Here is a 23,087-nt window from a genome sequence, read left to right as displayed (position 1 = left end):
ACGGTGATGGTCTGAGTGGCTTCGTCGCCGTTGATCACGTCGTCGCCGGCAACGGTGTCGAGGGTGATCGTGGCACTGGCGTCGAGGTTCACGCCGTAGTCACGGTCGGTGTCGGCGCCGTAGGTATTGCCCGCCGCATCTTCGCCGGTCACTTCGGCAGTGATGGTGCTGTTGTCCGCCAGTACGGATCCGGGGACGTCGATGGCGTAGGTCAGGTTGCCGTCTTCGTCCGCGGTGACTTCACCTTCGTAGGTGTTGTCGCCCACGCTCAGGGTGACGGTGTCGCCCGCCTGGGCGTCGCCGCCGACGGTGCCGGTGACGGTGATGGTCTGAGTGGCTTCGTCGCCGTTGATCACGTCGTCGCCGGCAACGGTGTCGAGGGTGATCGTGGCACTGGCGTCGAGGTTCACGCCGTAGTCACGGTCGGTGTCGGCGCCGTAGGTATTGCCCGCCGCATCTTCGCCGGTCACTTCGGCAGTGATGGTGCTGTTGTCCGCCAGTACGGATCCGGGGACGTCGATGGCGTAGGTCAGGTTGCCGTCGGCATCGGCGGTGACCTGACCGGTGTAGCTTTCTTCACCCACGGTCAGGGTGACGGTGTCGTCCACTTGGGCGTCGCCGCCGACGGTGCCGGTGACGGTGATGGTCTGAGTGGCTTCGTCGCCGTTGATCACGTCGTCGCCGGCAACGGTGTCGAGGGTGATCGTGGCTTCAGGCTCTTCTACATCAGCGTCTGCATCAGCGTCCGCATCTGCATCGGCATCTGCGTCTGCATCAGCATCCGCGTCCGCATCGGCGTCGGCGTCAGCATCTGCATCCGCGTCAGAGTCCGCATCGGCGTCAGCATCTGCATCGGCGTCAGCATCTGCATCTGCATCAGCGTCCGCATCGGCATCAGCGTCCGCATCGGCATCTGCGTCCGCATCTGCATCGGCATCGGCGTCCGCATCTGCATCGGCGTCCGCATCTGCATCGGCATCGGCGTCCGCATCTGCATCGGAATCGGCATCGGCATCGGCGTCTGCGTCCGCATCGGCATCTGCATCTGCGTCAGCATCTGCATCTGCGTCAGCGTCCGCATCTGCGTCAGCGTCCGCATCTGCATCTGCATCTGCGTCAGCGTCCGCATCTGCATCGGCGTCCGCATCTGCGTCCGCATCGGCGTCAGCATCTGCATCTGCATCTGCATCAGCGTCCGCATCGGCGTCCGCATCGGCATCGGCGTCCGCATCTGCATCGGCATCGGCATCGGCGTCCGCATCTGCATCGGCATCTGCATCTGCATCGGCGTCCGCGTCCGCATCTGCATCGGCATCTGCATCGGCATCTGCATCTGCATCGGCATCTGCATCTGCGTCAGCATCTGCATCCGCGTCCGCATCTGCATCTGCATCGGCATCTGCGTCAGCGTCCGCATCTGCATCCGCGTCAGCGTCCGCATCTGCATCGGCATCTGCGTCAGCGTCCGCATCGGCGTCAGCATCTGCATCAGCGTCCGCATCGGCATCAGCGTCCGCATCGGCGTCCGCATCTGCATCTGCATCAGCATCCGCATCGGCGTCCGCATCAGCGTCGGCATCTGCATCAGCGTCCGCGTCCGCGTCAGCATCCGCATCGGCGTCTGCGTCCGCATCTGCATCAGCGTCCGCATCGGCGTCAGCATCCGCATCCGCGTCAGCATCGGCGTCTGCGTCCGCATCGGCATCTGCGTCTGCGTCTGCGTCTGCGTCTGCGTCTGCGTCTGCGTCTGCATCAGTATCGTCAATGTCGGCAGCTAAGGCAGCACCGTCTAACTCAAAGAACTCAGCGGCGCCTAAGCTGCCTGCTGTTTCGAAACCTAGAGGGTCGGTTTCTTCGGCAACGCGTGCAACGCGCACGAAGTCGTGGCTGCCGCCGCCGCCCCCGCCGGCGCCACCAGCGGCCGTCGCGTCAAGTAGTTCAAGCAGGTCGCCGTCTTCATCCAGGGCGGCCAAGAGAGCCTCAAGGTCTTCATCTAGAACACTGGCTTCATCAGTAGCAACGATCTGTTCGTTATCAAGCTCTGGCGTCACGACGACTTCTTGTCCGCCTTCCACCAGGTTGATACCCGTACTGTCGGCAAAATCTAGCTCGACCCGGCCATCGCTTGAGGTAATAAGTGTTTCACCTTCTTGCAACACGTCGCCAATGCTCAGCTCGCGAAGATTGCCCGCCTCATCACGTGCCCAAGCTTGTCCGGTAATCGAGATAATAGTTGCCGCGGCCATATGTTACTCCTGGATAAACAGAGAGGCCGTCTTGACTAGCGCTGCATGAAGGCGTGCTAGATAAAGGAACGGCATATGAACGCATAATAGGGATAAGGACTAGTAAAAAATACTGTACCGTTGGACAGAATATAAATTAAATCGTATCAGGCAGGTCATTGATTAGCAGGAGAAGGGCCAGGCTGTGCTTAGTGCTTTAATACGTACAGAAATGCGTATAGAACGTCATAAAGCACAGCCTTTTTTACATTAAGAGTTAACGCGATAATCGTTGTTCGCAAGTTTCAAAATGAGTTGCAAGCGATCACGTACGCCAAGCTTTTTAAAGATGGCACTCAGGTGAGCTTTGACCGTCCGTTCAGTAATGTCCAGTTGCCGAGCGACTTCCTTGTTGGCAGCGCCAGACGTTACGGCAATCGCAACACTCTGCTCACGTTCAGTGAGAAGGCTCAGGCACTCAGCGGCAGGCCGCGCATTTTGCTCTGTTCGCTGCTGTAGCGCTTTAAAAGACCCGCCTAATACTTTAGAAAGCAGCTCCTGTCCTACCCATACGCCTTGGTTCGCTACCACCAGAGCCACTTGCTTTAATACGTCGACTGCCGCAAGCGTATGCACATAGCCTCTTGCCCCCTGATCCAGTGCCTTTAGCGCTTCACGATCATTAGGCATATAACTTAAAATAACCACCGTGACATTGGCAGCAACCAAGCGCCGGGCCAACGCTGGCCAAGTCTCTACAGTGGTTACCAGCCAAATAAGATCGCCCGGTTTTATCTGGCTCTCAATATTGTGCTCTTGTGCTGACTGCGCATCCGGAAATGCTGCCTCCCAACGCGATTTTAGGTCGCCATTTGTTGTCACAAACCAATTTGTCATTAGCGTTCCCCCATTGAATCACGCCACGCCCTTAATACAGGCTTAAGCATAAACTGCATTACCGTTCTTTTTCCGGTCACGATATCGACTTGTGCTGTCATACCTGGAATAACCTGAAGCCGATCAGCAACGCTTTCATTTTCTAAGCTGCGTACCCGAACAAGATAAAAGGTGTTGTTATCATCATCGGTGATGGTATCTGCGCTTATCAGCTCCAGCTCAGCCTGTAAGCCGCCATAAATGGCGTAATCGTAAGCCGTTAACTTGATAGTAGCTGGCTGTCCGGGATGCAAAAACGCGATATCTTGAGGTGCAATTCTAGCCTCTACCAATAGCTGGTCGTCACTTGGCACAATCTCAACAACTTCTTGGCCAGGCTGTGCCACACCACCAATAGTGTTGATATGAATACGCTGAACCACGCCATCAACCGGCGAGCGTATTTCAGTTAACCTTACCCGGTCTTGCAGCCCTGTTCCTGATTGCTGCAACGCATTCAGATCACCTATCGCTTGGGCAAGATCGTTACGCCACTCGCTTCTGCGCTCTGCGCTTAGCTCGCGTAGCTGTGTCTCAGCTTCTTCTACGGCCGCGGTTAAACGAGCAACTGCTGCATCAGCTTGGTTCCGTTCGCCGGTCGCGGCAGACACCTGACGCTGCAGGCGAAGGATTTCAACTTCAGAAACAGCGCCTGACGCTAGCAAAGGGCGCGTCAGATTAAGCTCCTGGCTTGCCATATTGACTTCTCGCTGCGCGGTATCACGACGCGCCACCGCTTCACGCAGCTCTTCTTCGCGTTGGCGAATACGATCACCAAGGACGTTGCCCTGTTCGCGCAGCTCCTCACGCCGGCTTTCGTAGGCCTCTCGCTCCTGCATGACAATATCCGGTACTTCCTGGCGCAACTCTTCCGAAGGTTCGAACGGTGTATCAGTAGCCAGCGCACGTAGCCGTTCAGCACGCGCCTGTAGAGCAAAACGTTGCGCGCGATTCTCACGAAAATCAGAAACAAACCGGGTCGGGTCGATTTGCATCAACACTTCGCCCGCACTCACCATTTGCCCTTCTCTCACCATAATTTGTTCAACGACACCGCCATCAAACGATTGAACACGCTGTAATTGACTAGCCGGTATAACGCGGCCCGCGCCACGCGTTACTTCATCTATAGAGGCGAAGTAGGCCCATACCAACAGTGCGATAAGGGTAAACAAGACGGTGTAGAGAAAAAGCCGCGCACGAATGGGCTCTTGCTGCATACGCGCCCAATCCGTATCACTGGCCCAGTCGCGATTCAAATGCGCTGAGGTGACGCGCTTGGCAAACAGTCGGTCCATAAAAGGACGAAACGGCTTTTGGCCTTTTTCAGAAAACCGACCAATCGCATCGAAGCCCTTCTGCTCTGCCGTTGAGGAGGATTTTTTTGCCATTACGATGCCCTCCCGATCTGACCATTTCGCAGCGCCTCGACCACGGTATCGCGAGGACCGTCAGCCACAACTTTGCCAGCATCCATAACGATAATACGATCCACGAGTGAAAGCAGCGATGTACGGTGAGTAACCACTAATACCGTTTTACCTTCAGCCACTTTGGTGAGGTTGGCTTTAAACGCCTCTTCACTAGCGTTATCCATTGAACTAGTGGGCTCATCCAGCAGCAATATGGAAGGGTCTTGGACCAGGGCACGGGCAATGGCCACCGACTGTTTTTGGCCACCGGAAAGCGCTTGACCACGCTCCCCCACCTGCAAATCAATGCCGCTCGGATGCCCATTCACTAATGATTCAAGCCCGGCTATCTGCAGCGCACGCAGCAACTCGTCATCATCAATACGATCACTCCCCCCGCCAGCTACAATATTGTCGCGCAGCGAGCCGGCAAAAAGACTGACATCCTGAGGCACATAGCCGATATGGCTGCGAAGCTGTAGAGGATCCAGCTGACGGATATCGACGCCATCCAGCAAAATAGATCCAGAGGTAGGTTGATAAAAACCAAGTATCAGTTTATTGAGCGACGACTTACCGCAACCAATGCGCCCCAACAAGGCAATTTTTTCTCCGGCCTTGATTGAAATAGAGACATCACGCAGTGCATCACGCTCTTCATCCGGGTAGCGCAAGGTAACTTTGTCCAGACGAATACTGCCGGCCACGCTTGGTTTTTCAACGTAGGCTTTTCCCTCATGGCGCTCAACACGCTTATCCATCACCTTGTTCAATGACTCAAGCGCCGTAGAAGATTGATGATACTGGGCAAGTAAAGCGGCAGCCTGACTGATGGGCGCCATAGCTCGCGACGAGAGCATATAGGCTGCAATCAATCCACCTTGGGTCAAATTACCTTCAATAATTTGATAGACCCCAACAATAATCACACAGACAGCCACGCTGTTCTGTGCCCACTGCGCCACGCTTGAAACAGAGGTACTCACGTGTTTTAACTGCGCACCGGTGCGCGATAAGAAGGCCGACGCTTTTTCCCAGTGGCGTTGAATACGGCTTTCGGCACGCAACGCTTTTACTGTTTCTAACTGTGAAATGGATTCGACCAGCAACGCATTGCGCCTGGCGCCTACCTCCCATGTCGTCTGAGAAAGCTCATGTAACTTACCCTGGGCGGCAAGCGCGTAGAGCAGCACAAATATGATTCCGGCCAGTACAGGAAGTACCAACCAAGGGTTGATCAAAGCAATAATGGCGGCAAATAGCAGCACGAAGGGCAAATCGACAATGCCTAAAACCGTTGCCGAGCCGATAAACGCACGCACCGATTCAAACGATTGCAAGGTAGAGGTAAACGAGCCGGTGGATGCAGGCCGCTCTTCCAGCCGCATGCCGAGCGACTTGGCCATAATAGAGGACGACAGCTTTACGTCGGCCCGGCTTGCCGCCAAATCAACAAAACCCGAGCGCATAAGCCTTAGCGCCAAATCAAAGCATAAAACAATAAAAACGCCGATCGCCAACACCCAAAGTGTTTCGGTAGCCTGATTGGGAACGACCCGATCATATACATTGAGTACAAACAGCGGCATTGCCAGGGCAAACAGGTTAACCGCTACCGAGCCGAGTACGATATCTCGATAGAGACGCCGATTCTCGCGAATAACCCCCCAAAACCAGTGTTGATCACGCTGTTTTTTTACGCCCGGTTCTGAGACGTTGTCTGATCTGAACTTGGGGCGCACGTAGATGGCTTCACCGCTATATCCTGCGTACAGCTCACCAAGCGGCATCTCGATAGCCGCTTCTGAAAGCTCGGGAAAAATCACCTGAGCTTTCTGACCCTTCAGGTCCAGCGCCAGCAGCACGCAGGCACGACCAGGTTCCAGCAACAAAACAGCGGGCAACAACGCAGGGTTAAGCGCTGACAACTTACTTTTTACAATACGTGCCGTAAGCCCCGCCCGTGAAGCCGCTCGCCCAAAGACAGAAGGAATTAGCTTCCCTTCTTCTAAAGGCAAGCCTGCGATCAAAGCTTCTGAAGAAACTTCATGCTGATGAAACGTAGCAATGGCTTTAAGGCACTCTAAAAGCTCATCATTAACTTTTGGCCTACCACGTTGCAGGGGGGCGGAAGTTTCCAGCTTGCTTTGTGTCACAAAGACCTCGTTACTTTAAGCAGTTGCGTACGTTAAGAAATGCCATCCATGAATATAAGCCTTTCACATGAATCCTATCGTTCAGAGGTGGCCTGATCCAACCCCCTAGCCTTAACAGAGGGCTGGTCCAGTCATGCGTACTCAAAACTGCTTAACCGGCAGTAAAGTCCTGCAATGTAAAGCCCTGTGGGCCTTCAGTGGCACATACTTGGCCAGGGTTTAATGAAGGGTCCTCATAGCCCAGGTCAGCCAAACTTGGAATATCATCACGCACTACTTCCAAGGTCTGCATCAACTGGCCCATCGCAGCGAGCGTACGTGCTTCGGCTAGCGTGCGATCAAACTCAGCATTGGCGTAAGCCCGGCTAGCTTCAAAGTACTCGTTTTCGCTATCCAGAACGTCTAGCAACGTACGCTGCCCAATATCAAACTGCTGTTGATAAGCACCACGCACCCGGTCAATAGATTGACGGTGATCGTTTAAGTAATTGAGCTGCTCCGTTAACCGCTGGGTATCGTTATAAGCAATCTGGGTGGTTTGGCGCACATTCGTACACGCCGTTTCACGCTGATTAACAGCCTCTTCAATACGCGTTGCTGCTGCATCAAACGCAGCTCGGTCACTGCCGCCACGGTAGATGTTCATACTGGCAACCAGTTGAATACTATGCTCGTCGCTACGTCCAGTTAGTGAGTTGTCCTGATTATTGGTGCCTGTACGCCCTTGAATATCCAGACGCGGCATAAACGCTGCCCGAGAGCCATTTTGCTCAGCGCGCTGCACCTCAATGTTTTCCATTGCGGCATAAAAATCAGGGTTACCCTGGAAAGCCATTTCAACGGCTGCATTGACATTGCTTGGCAGCTGCTCTGTGAGCGACGGCGCAGGCAGCATGTTCTGGGCTGGTAGCGTGCCGACAATCCGCTGATACCGGGCGGTCACATCGTGAAGGTTAGAGGCTTCTGACATCAGGTTCGACTCAGCTAACGCCAAACGGCCGCTAATTTGCTCTAAATCCACTCCCCTGCCCGCACCGGCAAGAGCGCGCTCTTCAATTTGAGAGAAAACCCGCTGGTGCTGACGGTAGTTATCCTGCGCCAAGCGAACGAGCTCGCGGTAACGCAATACATCCAAGTACGTGCGAAATGCTTCTAATGCTATATTTTCGCTGGTGCCCAGTAATTCAAAGTAAGCGATAAGACGGGTATGCCCCAGACGCTCAACTTCGCTACGCGTCGCAAAACCGTCAAACACCACTTGCGTTAGGGTTAGTTCGGCAAAATCACTGTTATAGCTGCCCTGACCGTCATTTTGCTGGTCCTGGAGGCCTACACCTGCTCTTACATCAATCGTTGGCAGATAGTTACCTTGAGCGGCCCTAACATCACTACCTGATGCGTTAAAGTTAGCCCAGGCAGCGTTAACTTCAGGATTGGATACGATGGTTTGCTGAATGGTGCTCGGCAGGTCTGTAGAGCCAGGCGTATAAAGGCTGGCAGGCAGCGATTGCGCCAAAGCCGAAAGCGGCATGCAGGCTAGAGTGGCAACTGTTAGCGGCTGAATAGCACTATGTAAGAAAATCTTCTTCAGTTTTACTTTCATATTACCTTTCATCAAGAGTGATCCCTATTGCGTAAAACGCTTATCAAGCAATGGAGTCGCCACTTTCACCACCCCGTTGCACTTTCATGGAGCCATACGCTTAGTAATCTCATTAAATACAAGACTAATATTTTATTTACTTCAATAGTTTATTAGAAATTGTGCTATTGAGACTAATGAAAATTACCTAGCAAGAAAGCGTATCAAACAAAAGTTACGCTAAATTTACAAGATGAAAACAAAAATAAACATTTTTTATAGCGCAGCCGTTTCTGGTTTTCTCTGAAGTTGCTGCAGCGCCAATCCTAATAAAATGAAAAACAATCCCACAAAGGTAGAAGGCAGAAGCGGCTCATCAACGACTAGATAGAGCAGTAGCAACGAAACCGGCGGGGAAAGAAAAATGAGCGTTGAGACTTTAGCCGTGCGCGAGACCTTGTGAACCGCCATCTGCCATAAGACGAACGCGATCCCCATTTCAAACAGCCCAACATACACACCCGCCCCGACGGCTTTCCAGCCATGCCATTGAAAACCCGGCCCGATTAACAACAGCGCGGTCAAGATGGGCAGTCCTACAGTAAAGTTCTGCCACTGCCCCACTAATGGCGGCCGCTCGTCGCGTGCGTTGAGCAGCCAATAAAGCGCCCATAGAAGCGTGGAGCTTAATGCCAGTAACACGCCAAGCGGATCTTCAAACGACATATTGAATACCGCACCGCGTGTTGCAATCACCCAGACGCCTGCATAGGCCACTAAGCCTGCGACAATATCCATGCGCGTTAGCCGTTGCCCTAGAATAGGAACCGCTAAAAAGGCCATCGCTAGCGCCCACGTATAGTTAAGGGCCATGGCCTCTTGCCCAGGCAGACGGTCGTAAGCGGCAAACAGTACCAGATAGTAAGCGACGGGATTCATAACGCCTGCCCATAAGGCCGTTTTCCATCCGCTATTGAGCGCCTGCCTCATGGTGCCCTGTTTGAGTACCAAGCCTCCCATCAACAGCCAGGAAACCACCGCGGCAAGCCACATCAGCTCAAGTGGAGTCATCCAGCCAAGGCCGACTTTAAATGCTGTCGCTACCGTTGACCAAAGCCCAACAGCACCTAACCCATAGAGAATAGCTTGCCGATCCTGGCTCATCGGTCGATATGCCCCAAGTCGCGGCTCGGCTCGATCTGATCACGAACACGCTGCTTGAGCACTTTGCTATCGGGGAAGCCACCATCACGCTTGCGCTCCCACATCAACGTATCATCACACCAGATTTCAAAGGTGCCGCCGTGCGAAGGCGCAAGCGCTACCTCCTCCAAGCTTTCGCCAAAGGTAGAAAGTAACTCCTGGGCATACCAAGCGCTGCGTAAAAGCCACTGGCACTGCGTGCAGTAGCGAATTTTAATCCGTGACACGCTTAAGCTCCTTCTCAGTATAATGTGGTGGTTTCTTACTGCATTTTGTCACCCTAGGGTAGTAACCGCCAAGGAACAGCAATGGCTGAACGCAATATTTCTCAAACGCGTCTTTTTGAAAGGCTGACAGGTGATGAAGATAACCGCCTGTGTGACGACATCCCAGAGCAAGCCTGCTCTGAGCAGCCGCACAACTTTTTCCTGCATTTATGGGCATCGCTGGGTAATAAGCTTGCCGATGAGCTCTCAAGCGCTCGTTTAGTTCTCCCCTGGCTAATGGGGATCATTGGCGCTCCGATATGGATGGTGGGTCTACTGGTACCTATCCGTGAATCTGGCGCCCTGCTGCCTCAGGTCTTTGTAGCAGGCTTTATTCGCCTAAAACCCAAGCGAAAAGGCGTATGGGTGGCGGGCGCGGTACTTCAGGCATTGGCCGCGTTAATACTTGCCGTGCTCGCCCTTACCGGTCGGGGTAGTCTAGGCGGCGCTGGCGTTTTAATTGTTTTAATACTGCTGTCATTAGCGCGCGGCCTTTCTTCTATCGCCAGTAAAGATGTTATGGGCAAAACCATTGCCAAACGCCGTCGCGGTACGCTGATGGGATGGAGTGGAAGCGTGGCAGGCGGCGCCACGCTGGCAGCGGGCGGCGTACTTATGCTGCTGGGTGATCGTCCCGGAAATACTGCCCTGGCGGTTTTGTTAAGTGTGGCGGCACTTAGCTGGTTATTGAATGCTTTTTGTGCGGCGCGAATTAAAGAAGTACCCGGCGCGGTTGATGGTGGAGAAAATGCCTGGGGTAGCGTTAAGCTTGGCTTATCGCTGTTAAAAAAAGACCGTACGTTTCTGCACTTCAACGTGGCCAGAGCCCTCCTGCTTTCCAGTGCATTAGCCCTGCCCTACATTGCCCTACTTGGCCAGCAGCAAAGCGGCTCTGAACTCAGTGGGCTAGGCCTGCTGGTAGTGGTTTCAGGGCTTGCCGGGATGGTCGCAAGCCCCATCTGGGGAAAACTGGCCGACCAATCCAGCCGTCGCGTTATGCGCAACGCCGCTATTGGCACGGTTGCCTGCTGCTTGCTCGGTGCAAGCTTTGCTTGGCTACCCGGCACTTGGACCCAAAGCGTTTGGCCGTATGCCGTGGTTTATGCACTGCTGGTCATCGTTCACCATGGCGTCCGTTTGGGACGTAAAACGTATATTGTGGATATGGCGAGCCAAGATGATCGTGCACTTTACGTTGCGCTTTCCAACACGCTGACAGGCGTATTAATGCTGCTGGTAGGTGGCGTTATCGGCGGCTTGGCGCAGTGGCTGGGCAGCGCAGCATTACTTTTGCTGCTAGCCTTAACCGCAGTTGGCGCGATACTCAGCGCACAGAAATTACCCGAGGTCGAACAACAATCATGATTGCAATGAACCGCAACGCTCGCCATCATGGCAAGCGTATGGCAGCGATATGCGGATAGTTTGCTATTCTAGAATAGATAAGTGATTTGAAATGCCGCTTAGCTCCTGCGCTGATACACAGCGCCATGGCTACGGAAGAACCGAAGCAGCAACAGGAATCCCTTGATGAAACGATCTCCCCTGATCAGCCCCGAATTACTTGAACGTATTATTGATGCTTCCCAGGACGGCATTGTTGTTGCCGAGCAGGAAGGCGATGAAAATATCCTCATTTATGTCAACAAAGGGTTTGAGCGCTTGACGGGTTATAGCGCCGACGAAATTCTGTACCGCGACTGTCGTTTTCTACAAAACGATGACCGTGACCAAGAGGCGCTTAACGTTATTCGTGATGCGTTAAAGAATCTGCAGCCTTGTCGTGAAGTTCTGCGTAACTACCGCAAAGATGGCTCGATGTTCTGGAATGAACTCTCCATGACGCCCGTATTCGATGAGGCCGATCACCTCATGTATTTTATTGGCGTACAAAAAGATGTCACTGAACGCGTTGAAGCCCAGCTTGCGTTAGCGAAATTACAAGACAATCAAACCACCCCTAGCAAAGCACACGCATAATAAAATCCGGACTAATACTTGACCTTCACCCCAAGTGGCGTTATATAGCGGCTAGGCGCTATTTTAGCGTTTGGCGCTTCTCTTAAAAGAAGCCGTTGTGATGCCGGTTCGCCGGCTTGGGTTGGAGGGCATACCATGAGCCGTGACCCCTTAAATCGTGAAAATTTTTCAGCGGAAGGTCATGAAGCTGAAGAGTTCGATAATCTTGATGCTGTGAATGACGAACACTACGGCAAGCACAAGCCTAGCAAGGCTGATTCGCTACGCGCTCGCCGTCAGGTAGAAGCCTGGCTTGAAGAACGTCGCCTGCAGCGTGCCATAGAAGATGACTGGGACGCTTAAGCCAAGGCAGCGCTTAATGCTTAGAGAGCCTGATTTTAAAAGCTATCAGCGCCTTGCTTTCCCAAGCACCAGATTCGCAATACCGTTTTTAACAGCACAGCGCTATGTCATTCCCGGCGCTTTCTGGCCTTTCCAAGCGTAGGGCACTATCATTTGAGCCCTACTCAGCACTTTGCTGTCGTTTTCATCAACCTAATGGATTTCCATGGCGCAATACGTATTCACCATGAATCGGGTTGGCAAAGTCGTGCCGCCCAAGAAACAAATTCTCAAGGATATATCGCTGTCGTTTTTCCCGGGTGCCAAAATTGGCGTGCTGGGCCTGAACGGTTCTGGTAAATCCACGCTGCTGCGCATTATGGCCGGTGTCGATAAAGAGTTTGAAGGTGAAGCTCGTCCGATGCCGGGTATCAATGTAGGTTACCTTCCTCAGGAGCCGCAGCTCGACGATGAGAAGAACGTCCGCGATACGGTTGAGGAAGCGCTCGGTGCCATTAAAGAGGCACAAGAGAAGCTAGATGCCGTGTACGCAGCCTACGCTGAACCTGATGCCGACTTCGATGCCCTGGCAAGCGAGCAGGCACGCCTTGAAAACATGATCGAAGCAGCCGACGCGCACAACCTTGAGCGTAAGCTTGACGTTGCCGCAGAAGCGCTGCGCTTACCGCCCTGGGACGCTAAAGTCGGCAACCTATCAGGTGGTGAGCGCCGCCGCGTTGCCCTGTGCCGCCTGCTGCTTTCAAGCCCGGACATGCTGCTGCTCGATGAGCCAACCAACCACCTGGACGCCGAATCAGTTGCCTGGCTGGAGCGCTTCCTCCATGACTATAACGGTACCGTAGTGGCGATCACCCACGACCGTTATTTCCTGGATAACGTTGCCGGCTGGATTCTGGAACTTGACCGCGGCCAGGGCATTCCGTTTGAGGGTAACTACTCTCAGTGGCTGGAGCAGAAAGAGCACCGTCTGACTCAGGAAGCCAAGCAGGAAGCCTCGCGTCAAAAAGCCATCAAGCAAGAGCTCGAGTGGGTTCGCAGTAACGCGAAAGGTCGTCAGGCAAAAAGCAAAGCGCGCCTTAATCGCTTTGAAGAAATGCAGTCGGGCGACTTCCAGAAGCGTAACGAAACCAACGAGATTTATATTCCGCCTGGCCCGCGCCTGGGTGACAAGGTCATCGAATTTCATAACGTTACCAAGCGCTTCGATGACAAGCTGCTTTACCAGGATCTATCGTTCACCATTCCCCAGGGCGCGATCGTAGGCATTGTTGGGGGTAACGGTGCGGGTAAATCCACCCTCTTCAAGCTGGTAACGGGCCAAGAGCAGCCGGACGCGGGTGAAGTGGTCATCGGGGAAACCGTTGATATTGCTTATGTCGAGCAGCTTCGCGATGCGCTGGATGACAAGCAGACTGTTTGGCAGGCGGTATCTGGCGAGCAGGATATCCTCAACATCAATGGTTACGAAGTCTCTTCGCGCGCCTACGTTGGTCGTTTCAACTTTAAGGGTAACGACCAGCAAAAGCGCCTGGATGAACTTTCAGGCGGTGAACGTGGACGTTTGCAGCTTGCCCAAACCCTCAAACAGGGCGCCAACGTGCTGCTGCTGGATGAGCCCTCAAACGACCTGGATATCGAAACGCTACGCGCACTGGAAGAAGCCCTGCTGGCATTCCCAGGCTGCGCCATGGTGATTTCTCACGATCGCTGGTTCTTAGATCGTATTGCTACGCATATTCTGGCTTTTGAAGGTGACTCAGAAGTCGTCTTCTTCGACGGTAATTACACCGATTATGAAGAAGATCATAAAAAGCGGGTAGGTAACGACACGCCCAAGCGCATGAAGTATAAGCGTATCGATGCGTAATACGCTTTAGCGCCTGCCAGTATGCAAAAAGCCCCATAATGGGGCTTTTTGTTCATCTGGTTTTGGCTGAATCAATACGTTAGCGACGGCGTCCGGTAAATAACGACACTACGAACAGAATTAAAAACAGAACAAATAAAATTTGCGCGATGGTTGACGCAACACCTGCAATACCCGAAAAACCGAGCACACCTGCGATAATCGCAATAATCAAAAAAAGCATCGCATTGCCTAGCATCGTCTCTCTCCTTTTCCTTGGTGACGCTTTTCCACTTAAAAGCGTACGTTACCTTACGTACGACCTGCTTTGACAAAATTAAGCTTTGGCGATAATCCGCTATTCGTCAAGAAATTAACAATACGTTTATCGTTGCGCTTACGTACGTTTTTAGTACTTACGCCCACCTCAAAACATGACGCTTTTAAAACTATGTTTTTAAAACATGGTTTTAAAACATTGTTTTAAAAATAGTAAGCGCCTTTGGTCAACCCTTGAGCCACAAAACGCATACCCCATTTAATCGGCGCGGGAAAACGTAAGCCGCCCGCCTCAATGGCCTGATGCGCATGGTGTGCCTCATCGGTGGCCATCTGGCGAAGTAATGCCTGGGAGCGCTGATCGCCCTCGATCAACCGGGCTTGCTGCAGCTCAAAGTGCTTACCAGCCACCTCTTGGGTCGCCGCCACCATTCCTAGGCTAAGGCGGTCGCTGGTCACGCCGGATAGAGCGCCTGCTGCGTAGGCTGATGCATAGAAAAGCGGAGTGAAGTGGCTTGTCCGGCTGTTTAGCTGCATCAGACGCTCTTCACACCACGCCAAATGATCAAACGCTTCAGCCGCGGACTGCTCCATTTGCAGACGCGAGTGAGGCAGCGCCGCAGTGGCGCTCTGTCCTTGGTAGAGGCCTTGATTAAACACGCTGATCAAGTGGTTGGTGCGCATTAACCCAGCGGTGTGGCGGCGCTCATGTGTGTCAAACGCGAGATCCTCTACCTTGCCAACCGGGTGATTACGCTGCGACTTGGCGGCGTTAGGGATCAGCGAGCGTAGCGCAGTATCGAACTGATGAATAACGTAATCAGACCGACTAAGTTGACGCTTCATGGCTTACTCCGCTTATCGACAAAAAGGGAAGTCAAATAAACAATGGCGGTTTAGCCTGCAGGCCAGGTGAATTGACGCCCACCGAGCAGGTGCATATGGATATGGTAGACCGTCTGCCCGCCCTTTTCGTTGCAATTCATCACCACACGGTAGCCGTCATCGGCAAAGCCCTGCTGCTTGGCAAGCTGGGCGGCGGTGAACTGCAAACGTCCGATTAGCGCCAGGTCGTCTTCCTGAATATCGTTTAGGGTGGCAACGTGCTTTTTGGGAATAATCAGCTGGTGAGTGGGTGCCATGGGGCTAATATCGTTAAAGGCGAGAACGTGATCGTCTTCATATACGATATCAGCTGGAATCTCACGATTGATAATTTTACAGAACAGACAATCCATACCCACTCCTTGTTATCGTTACATCTTATCGCTCGGCATTTTGCCAAAACGGTTAGCGAAAGCGGCGCTGTGACAATAGATGGCGTACCAGCGGTGCTAAAATCAGCTCCATAGCCAATGACATTCGCGCCCCAGGCACCACCAGCGTATGAGGCCGAGTCATGAAGGCGTCCTTGATCATTGCCAGCAACCAGGGAAAATCCACCGTTGAAGGATCACGAAACCGAATCACCACGAAGGATTCAGCATCGGTCGGAATATCCTGTACTTCAAAGGGGTTTGAGGTGTCCACGGTAGGCACACGCTGAAAGTTGATATGCGTACGTGAAAACTGCGGCTGGATATAGCGCACATAGTCATTCATTCGCCCCAGAATAGTATCGATAACTGCCTCCTGGGAATAACCACGCAGCTTGGTATCGCGGTCGATTTTCTGAATCCACTCAAGATTCATGGTCGGCGCGACCCCAACCAGCAGGTCCACATGGCGGGCAATATCGTAATCTTCCGTTACCAGGCCGCCGTGCAAGCCTTCATAGAACAATAGGTCGGTGCCACACGGCAGCGACTGCCATTCGGTAAACGTGCCGACCCGGTAACCCGCCTCAATTTTCTGCTTATCTTCTGCATGAATATAGTGTCGGAAGGTGCCCGAACCATGCTCGCCATACTCAATAAAAAGACCTTCAAGGCGATCCAGCAGATTGGCTTCTACGGCGAAGTGGGAAAGCTCATCCTTACGCTCAGGCTCTTCACGAAACATACGATGAAGGTCGTCACGCGTATAGCGGTGAAAGGCGTCACCATCCACCACGGCGGCGTGCACATCTTCGCGTAAAAACATGCGCTCAAAACTTCGCCTAACGGTCGTGGTGCCTGCCCCTGACGAGCCCGTCACGGCGATAATCGGATATTCGCGTGACATTAAGCGCCCCTTGCCTGGGTCAAAGCCTGTTTGACTGGCGTAGGCACCTCGACAGGCTGACCAGCCTTCATGTCGATAAGCAGTTGGTTAACGCGGGCCGTCGCCACAATGCGCTTTTCGTCGCTGGTTAAAACACGCTGATAAACGGTTAATGCCTTGCCCTGTGGCTCGGGTACTGCGGTTTCAATAACCAACGCTTCAGGCCAACGCGCTTCGCTTTGATACTGCACGGCTAAATCAGCCACTATGCTAGGATAGCCGTGCAAATCCCACTCTGGTAAATCAAGTGCAGCAAACGCCTGAACCCGGGCCTCGTGCAACAGTGACACCAAGGCATCGTGGCCCAGGTGCCGCCCGTAGTTCATGTCGGTTATCCGCACCGTTAGGGGGTGACGATGAATGATCGCTTCAGCGGGAAAATCCAGCTTTACACGTTCCATGCCTGCTTCCTTCCGGTGATGATAGTTATCAGTTGTTATGTTTGCTGCTTAGTAATTACTTCAACACTTCGCGCGCAATAGCACGATAAGCGATATCACGGCGATACTCAGCCCCTTCCCAGTGAATCTCTTTGACGCCCTGGTAAGCCTGTTGCTGCGCCTCGGAAACACTATCGCCCAGTGCCGTTACACACAGCACGCGACCGCCTGAGGTAGTAATCTCGCCCTGAGCGTTTTGTGTCGTGCCCGCATGGAAAACCTTGCTATGCTGCTCGGCTTTTTCGAAGCCATGGATCACGTCGCCTTTGCGATAGCTGCCTGGATATCCACCGGCGGCCATCACAACGCCCACGGCGGCGCGCGAATCCCAATGACAAACTTTACCCGCCAGCTGCCCCTTCGCACCAGCCAGGCAAAGCTCAGCGAGATCGGACGTTAAGCGCATCATGATCGGCTGAGTTTCTGGGTCACCAAAGCGGCAGTTGTACTCGATCACTTTAGGCTGGCCCGCCTTATCAATCATTAACCCAGCATATAGAAAGCCCGTATAGGCGTTGCCTTCAGCCGCCATTCCTTTAACGGTGGGAACAATTACCTGCTCCATAATGCGGGCATCAATTTCGGGCGTAACAACAGGGGCTGGGGAATAAGCGCCCATGCCACCCGTGTTGGGGCCAGTATCGCCGTCGTAGGCACGCTTATGGTCCTGACTGGTGGCCATTGGCACAATGTTTTCACCATCGACCATGACAATGAAGCTTGCCTCTTCACCTTCCAGAAATTCTTCAATCACCACACGGGCGCCTGCATCGCCAAACGCATTGGCTTCGAGCATGTCGCGAATAGCCGCTTCGGCTTCCACTTCGCTCATGGCAACAATAACGCCTTTACCGGCGGCCAGCCCGTCGGCCTTGATGACGATAGGCGCGCCGACCTTTTGCAAATAGGCCAGTGCAGGCTCTACCGCCGTAAACGTTTGATAATCAGCGGTGGGAATAGCGTGGCGCGCCAGAAAGTCCTTGGTAAACGACTTGGAGCCTTCAAGCTGCGCCGCCGCCTGAGTAGGGCCAAAGATAGTCAAGCCTGCAGCCTGAAAGCGGTCAACCACGCCCTCAACCAAGGGCGCCTCGGGGCCTACCACAGTCAAACCAATACGCTCGTTAAGCGCAAAGGCTTCCAACCCGGCTAAATCAGTGGCTGCTATATCAACGTTGGTCAGTTTGTCTTCCGTGGCGGTGCCGGCATTGCCCGGCGCCACAAACACCTGCTCAACATTCTGGGATTGCGCCAATTTCCACGCCAGCGCGTGCTCACGGCCACCGCCACCTATCATCAAAACCTTCATGTTCTTCCTTCTCGAACGGGAGAGCGATTATGCGCCGCATTATGCCACAACGAGGCCTCTCTTGGCGTCAGGAGGTTTTATCCTCGTCATTGCTATCGCTGGGCGGCGGAGATTGGTTCATCGTATTCTGCCAAAAGCGCATATTTTCTTCGGCCAGCTCACGCATAAACTCCATCGGCGTATGGCGCATGGCTTGCTTCCATTGACTCTGCAGGCGCTTTTGCTGCTCAAGCATAAGCTGCGTGCCCTGCTCAAGATAGCGCGCCAGCGGCAGCGGAGACGACATATCATAAACCCGAATCAGCTGCGCGAGCAGATCGTTAGAAAACACCTCGGCGTTATTATCCGACTGCTCCTGCTCAATAATGATCGAGAGTAAAATGGTACGCGTCAGGTCTTCCCCGCTTTTCGCATCTTCAACCCGAAACGGCTCTTCTTCAATGATTAAACAGCGCAGGTCCTCAAGCGTTACATAACGGCTTTGCTGAGTATCGTACAACCGGCGGTTGGCATACTTACGAATTACGCGCACAGCGCATCTCCTTAAACGCGATAGGGGGTGCCCCCAATGGTATTATTGTGCCTGCACCACGCACCCATGCAAACCATGTGAGTAGATTAGTGCGGAACAGCGTGCCAATCCTTTGACCAATAGATGCCGATTATGAATTTGATTTTGCTTCATCCCAGTGACCTCGACCAGCAAGGCTACGCACGCATCAGCGATCCGCGCAGGCTAGCGCATTTGCGTGATATTCACCGTGCAACGCCCGGCAGCCGGTTAACAGTGGGGGTTCAAGGCGGCTCGATGGGCAAGGCACAGCTTATCGAACTCACCCGCGAGCAGGCGGTGTTTGCATTAGATTCTTTAACTGATGTCGCCCCACCCGCACTGCCCGTTCATCTGGTGCTCGCCCTGCCTCGTCCTCGCATGCTGGCGCGAACGCTTGAGCATGTCACGGCGCTCGGGGTAAAAGAGATTACGCTACTGCATACCAAACGGGTAGAGAAAAGCTACTGGCAGTCACCTGAGCTCCTGCCTGAAAAAATTCAGCAACATCTGATATTAGGATTAGAGCAGGCACGCGATACCCAGCTGCCTAATGTGATTTTAAGCAAAGGATTTCGGCCGTTTATCGAAGAGCAATTACCTGACCTGCTTCGTGAGCATCGTGGCCTGGTGGCTCATCCGGGCATGCCTATGGCCTGCCCGCGAGGTATTAGCGAAAAGACCTTGCTATTAGTGGGCCCTGAGGGTGGATTCATTCCATGGGAAGTTGAAAAGCTGCTAGAGGCAGGCTGCGAAGGTATGCACTTGGGTCCCCGCATTCTGCGCGTAGAAACAGCCGTGACGGCGTTACTCGCCCGGCTGTTTTAAACGCTTTTAGCTAATCTGCTAGGATTGTTCGTCTTCTGGGTCATGCTTAACCACGGTCGCGTCTTCGCCACATGCAGGCTCTTGCTGGAACGTGCTACGCACATCCAGAAGGCCTAAATGGCTGATAGTGCGCCGACCCAGCAACAGCGGGTAGAGCATTTCCTCGCGATCACGAAGGCTAAACTGCTCTTCGTAAATCGTATCGCCCATACACACGTTCATCAGGACCACCGGCCGCTCATCGCGACCGCCTGCGCCGCGTACCGACTGTTCGCGGTAGAGCGGCCGCTCAAGACGGTCGCTAAATTCTTCTCCGCTGTCCTGATCCTCAAGCTTCAAGCGAAATCGCACCCAATCCTCGCCGTCTTTCTCGAACATTTCGATATCACGCGCATCAAGCGACGAGGTGAGAGCACCGCTATCCAGCTTAGCTTTTACCATGATGCCCCACGGCTCTATGGTGGCATTTTCAACCCAGCCAAACACTTGCTCATCACTAGCAACGGCACTAGCCGTTAAAGCACTCGCCAGCAAACCACCTGCCAGCATTTTTTCCACAAACCTCATAGCATCGTCCTTGGTGAAATAAGAGATTAATCGTTGTTTAGCGCGCCTGCCGCAATCGTTCAAGAAGCGACTGGGTAGCAAATGCATCCGGCGTTAGCCCTTGCTGACGCTGGAAGGCGCGCAGCCCTTCACGGGTATTGGGACCCATGACGCCATCAGCCCCGCCTACCCCGTAGCCTGCCTCATTCAAGCGTTGCTGAAGCTCTTTGACATCATCGCGGGTTAAGGCTGCCTCTCCTCTTGGCCACGACTGCTGGATGCCGGCCCGCCCAGCAATTTTATCGGCCAGCGTGGCGACCGCCAAGGCATAGCTGGTGGCGTTGTTGTAACGTAAGATCGCCCGGAAATTGGGACCTACGACAAACGCAGGTCCTTGCGCGCCAGCGGGAATAACAAGCGCTGCACTCTCAAAATCAGGCAGCTCGCCCTCCAAAGCACGAATGCCCTGTCGGCTCCACTCAGCACTGCTGAGCCGTTCGGTTTGTGAATAATCAAACGACGTCGGCAGCACGACCTCAACACCCCACGGCTGACCGGTTTGCCAACCCGCCCGGGCCAAGTAATTGGCGGTCGAGGCCATCACGTCTGGAATGCTGCCCCAGATATCGCGATGCCCGTCGCCATCGCCATCTACGGCATAGGCTTCGAAACTGCTGGGAATAAATTGAGTATGTCCCATGGCGCCTGCCCAGGAGCCTTTCATGCGCTCGGCAGAAATATCGCCCTGCTCAATAATGCGCAGGGCAGCCAGTAGCTCGCCGCGGGCAAAGTCTCGTCGGCGCCCATCGTAGGCCAGAGTAGCCAGCGCTTCGATAGTTGAAAAGTCGCCAAAGTTACTGCCGTAATTACTTTCGATGCCCCAAATGGCGACGACAATTTCTGCAGGCACACCAAAGCGTTGCTGCATCTCCAAGGCCGTTTGGCGGTTCTCTTCAAACCGCTCACGACCGGTATTGACGCGCGTATCGGAGGCGGCTGAATCAAGATACTCCCAAATGGGGCGCACAAATTCAGGCTGATAGCGATCTAGTTCAATGACGCGATCACGATAACGCACGCCATTTAGCGCCGTTGCCAGTGTTGCCTCGCTAATCCCTTGAGTGGCCGCAAAGCGACGGAACTCATTTAGCCATTGCTCAAAATTGGCGTAGCGCAGCTCTTGGGCTCCGCGTGCATCCACTTCCGTCATTAGCTGGGGATTGGCGGCTTGCAGGCTACCGCTCAGCAGCATGGACAGCAGCCCTGCGGAAAGCGTTAGCGACGTATGGCTAACCACACGGCGCAGCGGTAAATCGATCTTCAACGACATGGCATCTATCCTTGAGCAGTCCTTAGCATGCCTGATGATGGCCTAGAAAATAGGCAGATACTAGCCTTTCTCTCTAATTCCCGCAGTCCCTTATTGCCATGCTTTACTCGTCGGCTTCTTCCAGTTCCGTGCGTGCGATGAGCCAGCGCTGCCACTCCTCGGGCATTACGCAAGGCTCGGCAAATTGGGCTGGCGCGCTACACCACGGCTGATGTCGCTCAATCCCATAAGGAAGCGAATTCAGAGCGGGCAACCAGTAAGCCACATATAGGCCTTTCGGATCATAATGACTGGCTTGCTTAAGCACGTTGAAATAGCGGTTCTGGCGTGGATCACGTCCAACGCCCGCAATATAGCGCCAGTTGCTCCAATTGTTAGCTACATCATAATCAATCAAGCAGTGCTCAAACCACCAGGCGCCCAGTCGCCAATCAACGTTTAAATCTTTGACTAGAAAGCTTGCTGCATTTTGACGTGCACGGTTGGAAATCCAGCCCGTTTGGCGTAGCTCTAACATGGCCGCATCGACAAAAGGCATGCCGGTTGCCGATTCACGCCAGGCGTTAAACGCTGAACAAGGTGCCGGGAGGGTCTGATCCCCAAAGAGCTTGGCACCTTCCAACTGTGCAACTAAATGAAAGTACTCACGCCATAAAAGCTCAAACGAGATCCAGTTACTCGATTCGTCGCGCCCATGCAGTGCCTCCCAATCGTTAACCGCATCATTTGCCTGACGCGCCGATAAACAGCCGCGAGCCAGCCAGGGAGAAAACCGCGTCGAAAAGTCGGCACCCAATAAACCGTTACGGGTTTTCTTATATTTGCCAGGACCATTTTGGCGCCAAATATAGTGCTGCAAACGCTCATGGGCAGCATTCTCACCGCCAACATACACAAAGCCCTGGCGCTCATCGGGTTGCCAGTTGGCCGAGTACTCACAGACTGATTTTAACGGTGGGAAACCACGAGAAGCATCTGGCCAGCCTGGCAGCGTCACGGGCGCGGCAAGCGCTTTAGGAGTAGTGCAATATTTTTCCACGCAGCGCCGAAAGGCAGAAAAGCTTTCCGGCAGCTCATCAAGCCCAAACGGAAGTGCGGCGCTATCGAACAGACGCCCACTTTCAACGCTATAAAGGCTCGACGTTTTAGGCAGCATTTGGGCTACTTTCTGAATCTGCTGAGCTTCTTCAAACCCTGCGTGCTGCGCTACTCGGACTTCCCGGGCCTGAAGCGAAGAGGCCATTTGCACGACAACCTCAGCGGGGTTGCCAATACGTACCAGCAGGTCACTTCCTCGCTGTAAAAGCTCCCCGCGTAATTCCATTAAGCTTTGCCATAAAAACCGCAACCGGGCGGGGCCTATTCGGGGCGTGGTCTCCCCTTCTATCGCAGGCTCCAGCCACTTTTCATTAAGTACATACAAACACAGAAGCTGATCAGGTTTTGAGGTGAATTCGAGCAGGGGGTTATCTGCGACACGCAAATCGTCTTGCAGCCAGACAATATCGATCGTGGTGTTCATGCTCTTGCCTCCTCGGCATGCGTAGCTGCTGGTTTCATAGCCGCAGCGCTTACTGCAATAGCGCACAGATTCCAGCAGCACACTTATCTTCTACTGAAGCTAAGCGTGGGTATTACTTTAAACGCCTATTTAATGC

Annotated in this window: 22 protein-coding genes; 5 read left to right on the top strand and 17 right to left on the bottom strand. The window is 53.6% G+C overall.

Annotation, left to right across the window (positions count from 1 at the left end; genetic code table 11):
* From INT33_RS08680 to INT33_RS08650, 7 genes are all read right to left on the bottom strand, one after another.
* The coding region (locus INT33_RS08680; RefSeq protein WP_193091653.1) for a retention module-containing protein at positions 1-2,246 on the bottom strand (2,246 nt) is incomplete at its 3' end.
* Positions 2,247-2,495: 249 nt separating this feature from the next.
* Positions 2,496-3,122 carry a response regulator transcription factor gene (locus INT33_RS08675; protein ID WP_192539836.1) on the bottom strand — a complete coding sequence of 209 codons (627 nt, stop codon included), beginning with the start codon at positions 3,120-3,122 and terminating at the stop codon, positions 2,496-2,498.
* Entirely contained in the window at positions 3,122-4,552 is a 1,431-nt protein-coding gene (locus INT33_RS08670; protein WP_193091652.1) for an HlyD family type I secretion periplasmic adaptor subunit, read from the bottom strand. The genes INT33_RS08675 and INT33_RS08670 overlap by 1 nt, the downstream gene beginning before the upstream one ends.
* Complete coding sequence (locus INT33_RS08665) at positions 4,552-6,729, bottom strand: type I secretion system permease/ATPase (RefSeq protein WP_319643922.1); 2,178 nt, start codon at positions 6,727-6,729, stop codon at positions 4,552-4,554. The genes INT33_RS08670 and INT33_RS08665 overlap by 1 nt, the downstream gene beginning before the upstream one ends.
* Positions 6,730-6,880: 151 nt before the next feature.
* The gene (locus tag INT33_RS08660) at positions 6,881-8,332 is read right to left on the bottom strand and encodes a TolC family outer membrane protein (protein ID WP_226940121.1); all 1,452 of its coding nucleotides are present in this window, start codon (positions 8,330-8,332) and stop codon (positions 6,881-6,883) included.
* Positions 8,333-8,587: 255 nt separating this feature from the next.
* Positions 8,588-9,475, bottom strand: a complete 888-nt coding sequence (locus INT33_RS08655; protein WP_192539183.1) for a DMT family transporter — start codon at positions 9,473-9,475, stop codon at positions 8,588-8,590.
* Positions 9,472-9,741 carry a SelT/SelW/SelH family protein gene (locus INT33_RS08650; RefSeq protein WP_192539182.1) on the bottom strand — a complete coding sequence of 90 codons (270 nt, stop codon included), beginning with the start codon at positions 9,739-9,741 and terminating at the stop codon, positions 9,472-9,474. Before INT33_RS08650 ends, INT33_RS08655 begins: the two co-directional genes overlap by 4 nt.
* An 81-nt stretch (positions 9,742-9,822) precedes the next feature.
* On the opposite strand from INT33_RS08650, the gene INT33_RS08645 reads away from it, so the two are divergent.
* From INT33_RS08645 to ettA, 4 genes are all read left to right on the top strand, one after another.
* Positions 9,823-11,145, top strand: coding sequence for an MFS transporter (locus INT33_RS08645; RefSeq protein WP_193091650.1), 1,323 nt, complete (start codon positions 9,823-9,825; stop codon positions 11,143-11,145).
* A gap of 165 nt (positions 11,146-11,310) precedes the next feature.
* The gene (locus INT33_RS08640) at positions 11,311-11,760 is read left to right on the top strand and encodes a PAS domain S-box protein (protein WP_192539180.1); all 450 of its coding nucleotides are present in this window, start codon (positions 11,311-11,313) and stop codon (positions 11,758-11,760) included.
* A gap of 135 nt (positions 11,761-11,895) precedes the next feature.
* Complete coding sequence (locus tag INT33_RS08635; protein ID WP_018918586.1) at positions 11,896-12,102, top strand: PA3496 family putative envelope integrity protein; 207 nt, start codon at positions 11,896-11,898, stop codon at positions 12,100-12,102.
* 205 nt (positions 12,103-12,307) lie between these two features.
* The gene (gene ettA / locus INT33_RS08630; RefSeq protein WP_018918587.1) at positions 12,308-13,969 is read left to right on the top strand and encodes an energy-dependent translational throttle protein EttA; all 1,662 of its coding nucleotides are present in this window, start codon (positions 12,308-12,310) and stop codon (positions 13,967-13,969) included.
* A gap of 79 nt (positions 13,970-14,048) precedes the next feature.
* On the opposite strand, the gene INT33_RS08625 is transcribed toward ettA, so the two are convergent.
* The 7 genes from INT33_RS08625 to phaR all read right to left on the bottom strand — a co-directional run bounded on the left by INT33_RS08625 (position 14,049) and on the right by phaR (position 18,707).
* Positions 14,049-14,207: a DUF1328 domain-containing protein gene (locus INT33_RS08625; RefSeq protein WP_018918588.1), complete on the bottom strand. Its 159-nt coding sequence runs from the start codon at positions 14,205-14,207 to the stop codon at positions 14,049-14,051.
* Positions 14,208-14,431: 224 nt separating this feature from the next.
* Positions 14,432-15,073 (bottom strand): 2-polyprenyl-3-methyl-6-methoxy-1,4-benzoquinone monooxygenase, encoded by a 642-nt coding sequence (coq7, locus tag INT33_RS08620; protein ID WP_192539179.1) that lies wholly within the window; start codon positions 15,071-15,073, stop codon positions 14,432-14,434.
* Positions 15,074-15,123: 50 nt separating this feature from the next.
* Positions 15,124-15,465 carry a histidine triad nucleotide-binding protein gene (locus tag INT33_RS08615; RefSeq protein ID WP_192539178.1) on the bottom strand — a complete coding sequence of 114 codons (342 nt, stop codon included), beginning with the start codon at positions 15,463-15,465 and terminating at the stop codon, positions 15,124-15,126.
* Between the two features lie 52 nt (positions 15,466-15,517).
* Positions 15,518-16,390 (bottom strand): phosphoribulokinase, encoded by an 873-nt coding sequence (locus INT33_RS08610; RefSeq protein WP_018918591.1) that lies wholly within the window; start codon positions 16,388-16,390, stop codon positions 15,518-15,520.
* Positions 16,390-16,830 carry an acyl-CoA thioesterase gene (locus tag INT33_RS08605; protein ID WP_192539177.1) on the bottom strand — a complete coding sequence of 147 codons (441 nt, stop codon included), beginning with the start codon at positions 16,828-16,830 and terminating at the stop codon, positions 16,390-16,392. Before INT33_RS08605 ends, INT33_RS08610 begins: the two co-directional genes overlap by 1 nt.
* A 55-nt stretch (positions 16,831-16,885) precedes the next feature.
* The gene (gene purD, locus INT33_RS08600; protein ID WP_193091649.1) at positions 16,886-18,175 is read right to left on the bottom strand and encodes a phosphoribosylamine--glycine ligase; all 1,290 of its coding nucleotides are present in this window, start codon (positions 18,173-18,175) and stop codon (positions 16,886-16,888) included.
* A 67-nt stretch (positions 18,176-18,242) separates the two neighbouring features.
* Positions 18,243-18,707, bottom strand: coding sequence for a polyhydroxyalkanoate synthesis repressor PhaR (gene phaR, locus INT33_RS08595; RefSeq protein ID WP_193091648.1), 465 nt, complete (start codon positions 18,705-18,707; stop codon positions 18,243-18,245).
* A gap of 132 nt (positions 18,708-18,839) precedes the next feature.
* Between phaR and INT33_RS08590 the strand changes: the two genes are divergently transcribed.
* Positions 18,840-19,553: a 16S rRNA (uracil(1498)-N(3))-methyltransferase gene (locus tag INT33_RS08590; RefSeq protein ID WP_193091647.1), complete on the top strand. Its 714-nt coding sequence runs from the start codon at positions 18,840-18,842 to the stop codon at positions 19,551-19,553.
* A gap of 18 nt (positions 19,554-19,571) precedes the next feature.
* Here INT33_RS08590 and rloA3 read toward each other — a convergent pair whose 3' ends face one another.
* The 3 genes from rloA3 to INT33_RS08575 form a co-directional block, all read right to left on the bottom strand.
* Positions 19,572-20,120, bottom strand: coding sequence for a retropepsin-like aspartic peptidase RloA3 (rloA3, locus tag INT33_RS08585; protein ID WP_193091646.1), 549 nt, complete (start codon positions 20,118-20,120; stop codon positions 19,572-19,574).
* Positions 20,121-20,157: 37 nt separating this feature from the next.
* Positions 20,158-21,429, bottom strand: coding sequence for a lytic murein transglycosylase (locus INT33_RS08580; protein ID WP_193091645.1), 1,272 nt, complete (start codon positions 21,427-21,429; stop codon positions 20,158-20,160).
* Positions 21,430-21,532: 103 nt separating this feature from the next.
* Entirely contained in the window at positions 21,533-22,951 is a 1,419-nt protein-coding gene (locus tag INT33_RS08575) for a DASH family cryptochrome (RefSeq protein WP_193091644.1), read from the bottom strand.
* Between the last annotated feature and the right edge of the window lie 136 nt (positions 22,952-23,087).

Origin of the sequence: Halomonas colorata, assembly GCF_014897985.1 — a bacterium.
Taxonomy (GTDB): Bacteria; Pseudomonadota; Gammaproteobacteria; order Pseudomonadales; family Halomonadaceae; genus Vreelandella; species Vreelandella colorata.
This window is presented reverse-complemented; position numbering and strand designations above follow the sequence as displayed.

What these genes read in the sequence shown, in the direction of transcription:
- INT33_RS08675 (WP_192539836.1), bottom strand. Translation starts at nt 3,122, where the DNA reads ATGACAAATTGGTTTGTGACAACAAATGGCGACCTAAAATCGCGTTGG.
- INT33_RS08670 (WP_193091652.1), bottom strand. Translation starts at nt 4,552, where the DNA reads ATGGCAAAAAAATCCTCCTCAACGGCAGAGCAGAAGGGCTTCGATGCG.
- INT33_RS08660 (WP_226940121.1), bottom strand. Translation starts at nt 8,332, where the DNA reads ATGAAAGTAAAACTGAAGAAGATTTTCTTACATAGTGCTATTCAGCCG.
- INT33_RS08655 (WP_192539183.1), bottom strand. Translation starts at nt 9,475, where the DNA reads ATGAGCCAGGATCGGCAAGCTATTCTCTATGGGTTAGGTGCTGTTGGG.
- INT33_RS08645 (WP_193091650.1), top strand. Translation starts at nt 9,823, where the DNA reads ATGGCTGAACGCAATATTTCTCAAACGCGTCTTTTTGAAAGGCTGACA.
- INT33_RS08640 (WP_192539180.1), top strand. Translation starts at nt 11,311, where the DNA reads ATGAAACGATCTCCCCTGATCAGCCCCGAATTACTTGAACGTATTATT.
- INT33_RS08635 (WP_018918586.1), top strand. Translation starts at nt 11,896, where the DNA reads ATGAGCCGTGACCCCTTAAATCGTGAAAATTTTTCAGCGGAAGGTCAT.
- ettA (WP_018918587.1), top strand. Translation starts at nt 12,308, where the DNA reads ATGGCGCAATACGTATTCACCATGAATCGGGTTGGCAAAGTCGTGCCG.
- INT33_RS08625 (WP_018918588.1), bottom strand. Translation starts at nt 14,207, where the DNA reads ATGCTAGGCAATGCGATGCTTTTTTTGATTATTGCGATTATCGCAGGT.
- coq7 (WP_192539179.1), bottom strand. Translation starts at nt 15,073, where the DNA reads ATGAAGCGTCAACTTAGTCGGTCTGATTACGTTATTCATCAGTTCGAT.
- INT33_RS08615 (WP_192539178.1), bottom strand. Translation starts at nt 15,465, where the DNA reads ATGGATTGTCTGTTCTGTAAAATTATCAATCGTGAGATTCCAGCTGAT.
- INT33_RS08610 (WP_018918591.1), bottom strand. Translation starts at nt 16,390, where the DNA reads ATGTCACGCGAATATCCGATTATCGCCGTGACGGGCTCGTCAGGGGCA.
- INT33_RS08605 (WP_192539177.1), bottom strand. Translation starts at nt 16,830, where the DNA reads ATGGAACGTGTAAAGCTGGATTTTCCCGCTGAAGCGATCATTCATCGT.
- purD (WP_193091649.1), bottom strand. Translation starts at nt 18,175, where the DNA reads ATGAAGGTTTTGATGATAGGTGGCGGTGGCCGTGAGCACGCGCTGGCG.
- INT33_RS08590 (WP_193091647.1), top strand. Translation starts at nt 18,840, where the DNA reads ATGAATTTGATTTTGCTTCATCCCAGTGACCTCGACCAGCAAGGCTAC.
- rloA3 (WP_193091646.1), bottom strand. Translation starts at nt 20,120, where the DNA reads ATGAGGTTTGTGGAAAAAATGCTGGCAGGTGGTTTGCTGGCGAGTGCT.
- INT33_RS08580 (WP_193091645.1), bottom strand. Translation starts at nt 21,429, where the DNA reads ATGTCGTTGAAGATCGATTTACCGCTGCGCCGTGTGGTTAGCCATACG.
- INT33_RS08575 (WP_193091644.1), bottom strand. Translation starts at nt 22,951, where the DNA reads ATGAACACCACGATCGATATTGTCTGGCTGCAAGACGATTTGCGTGTC.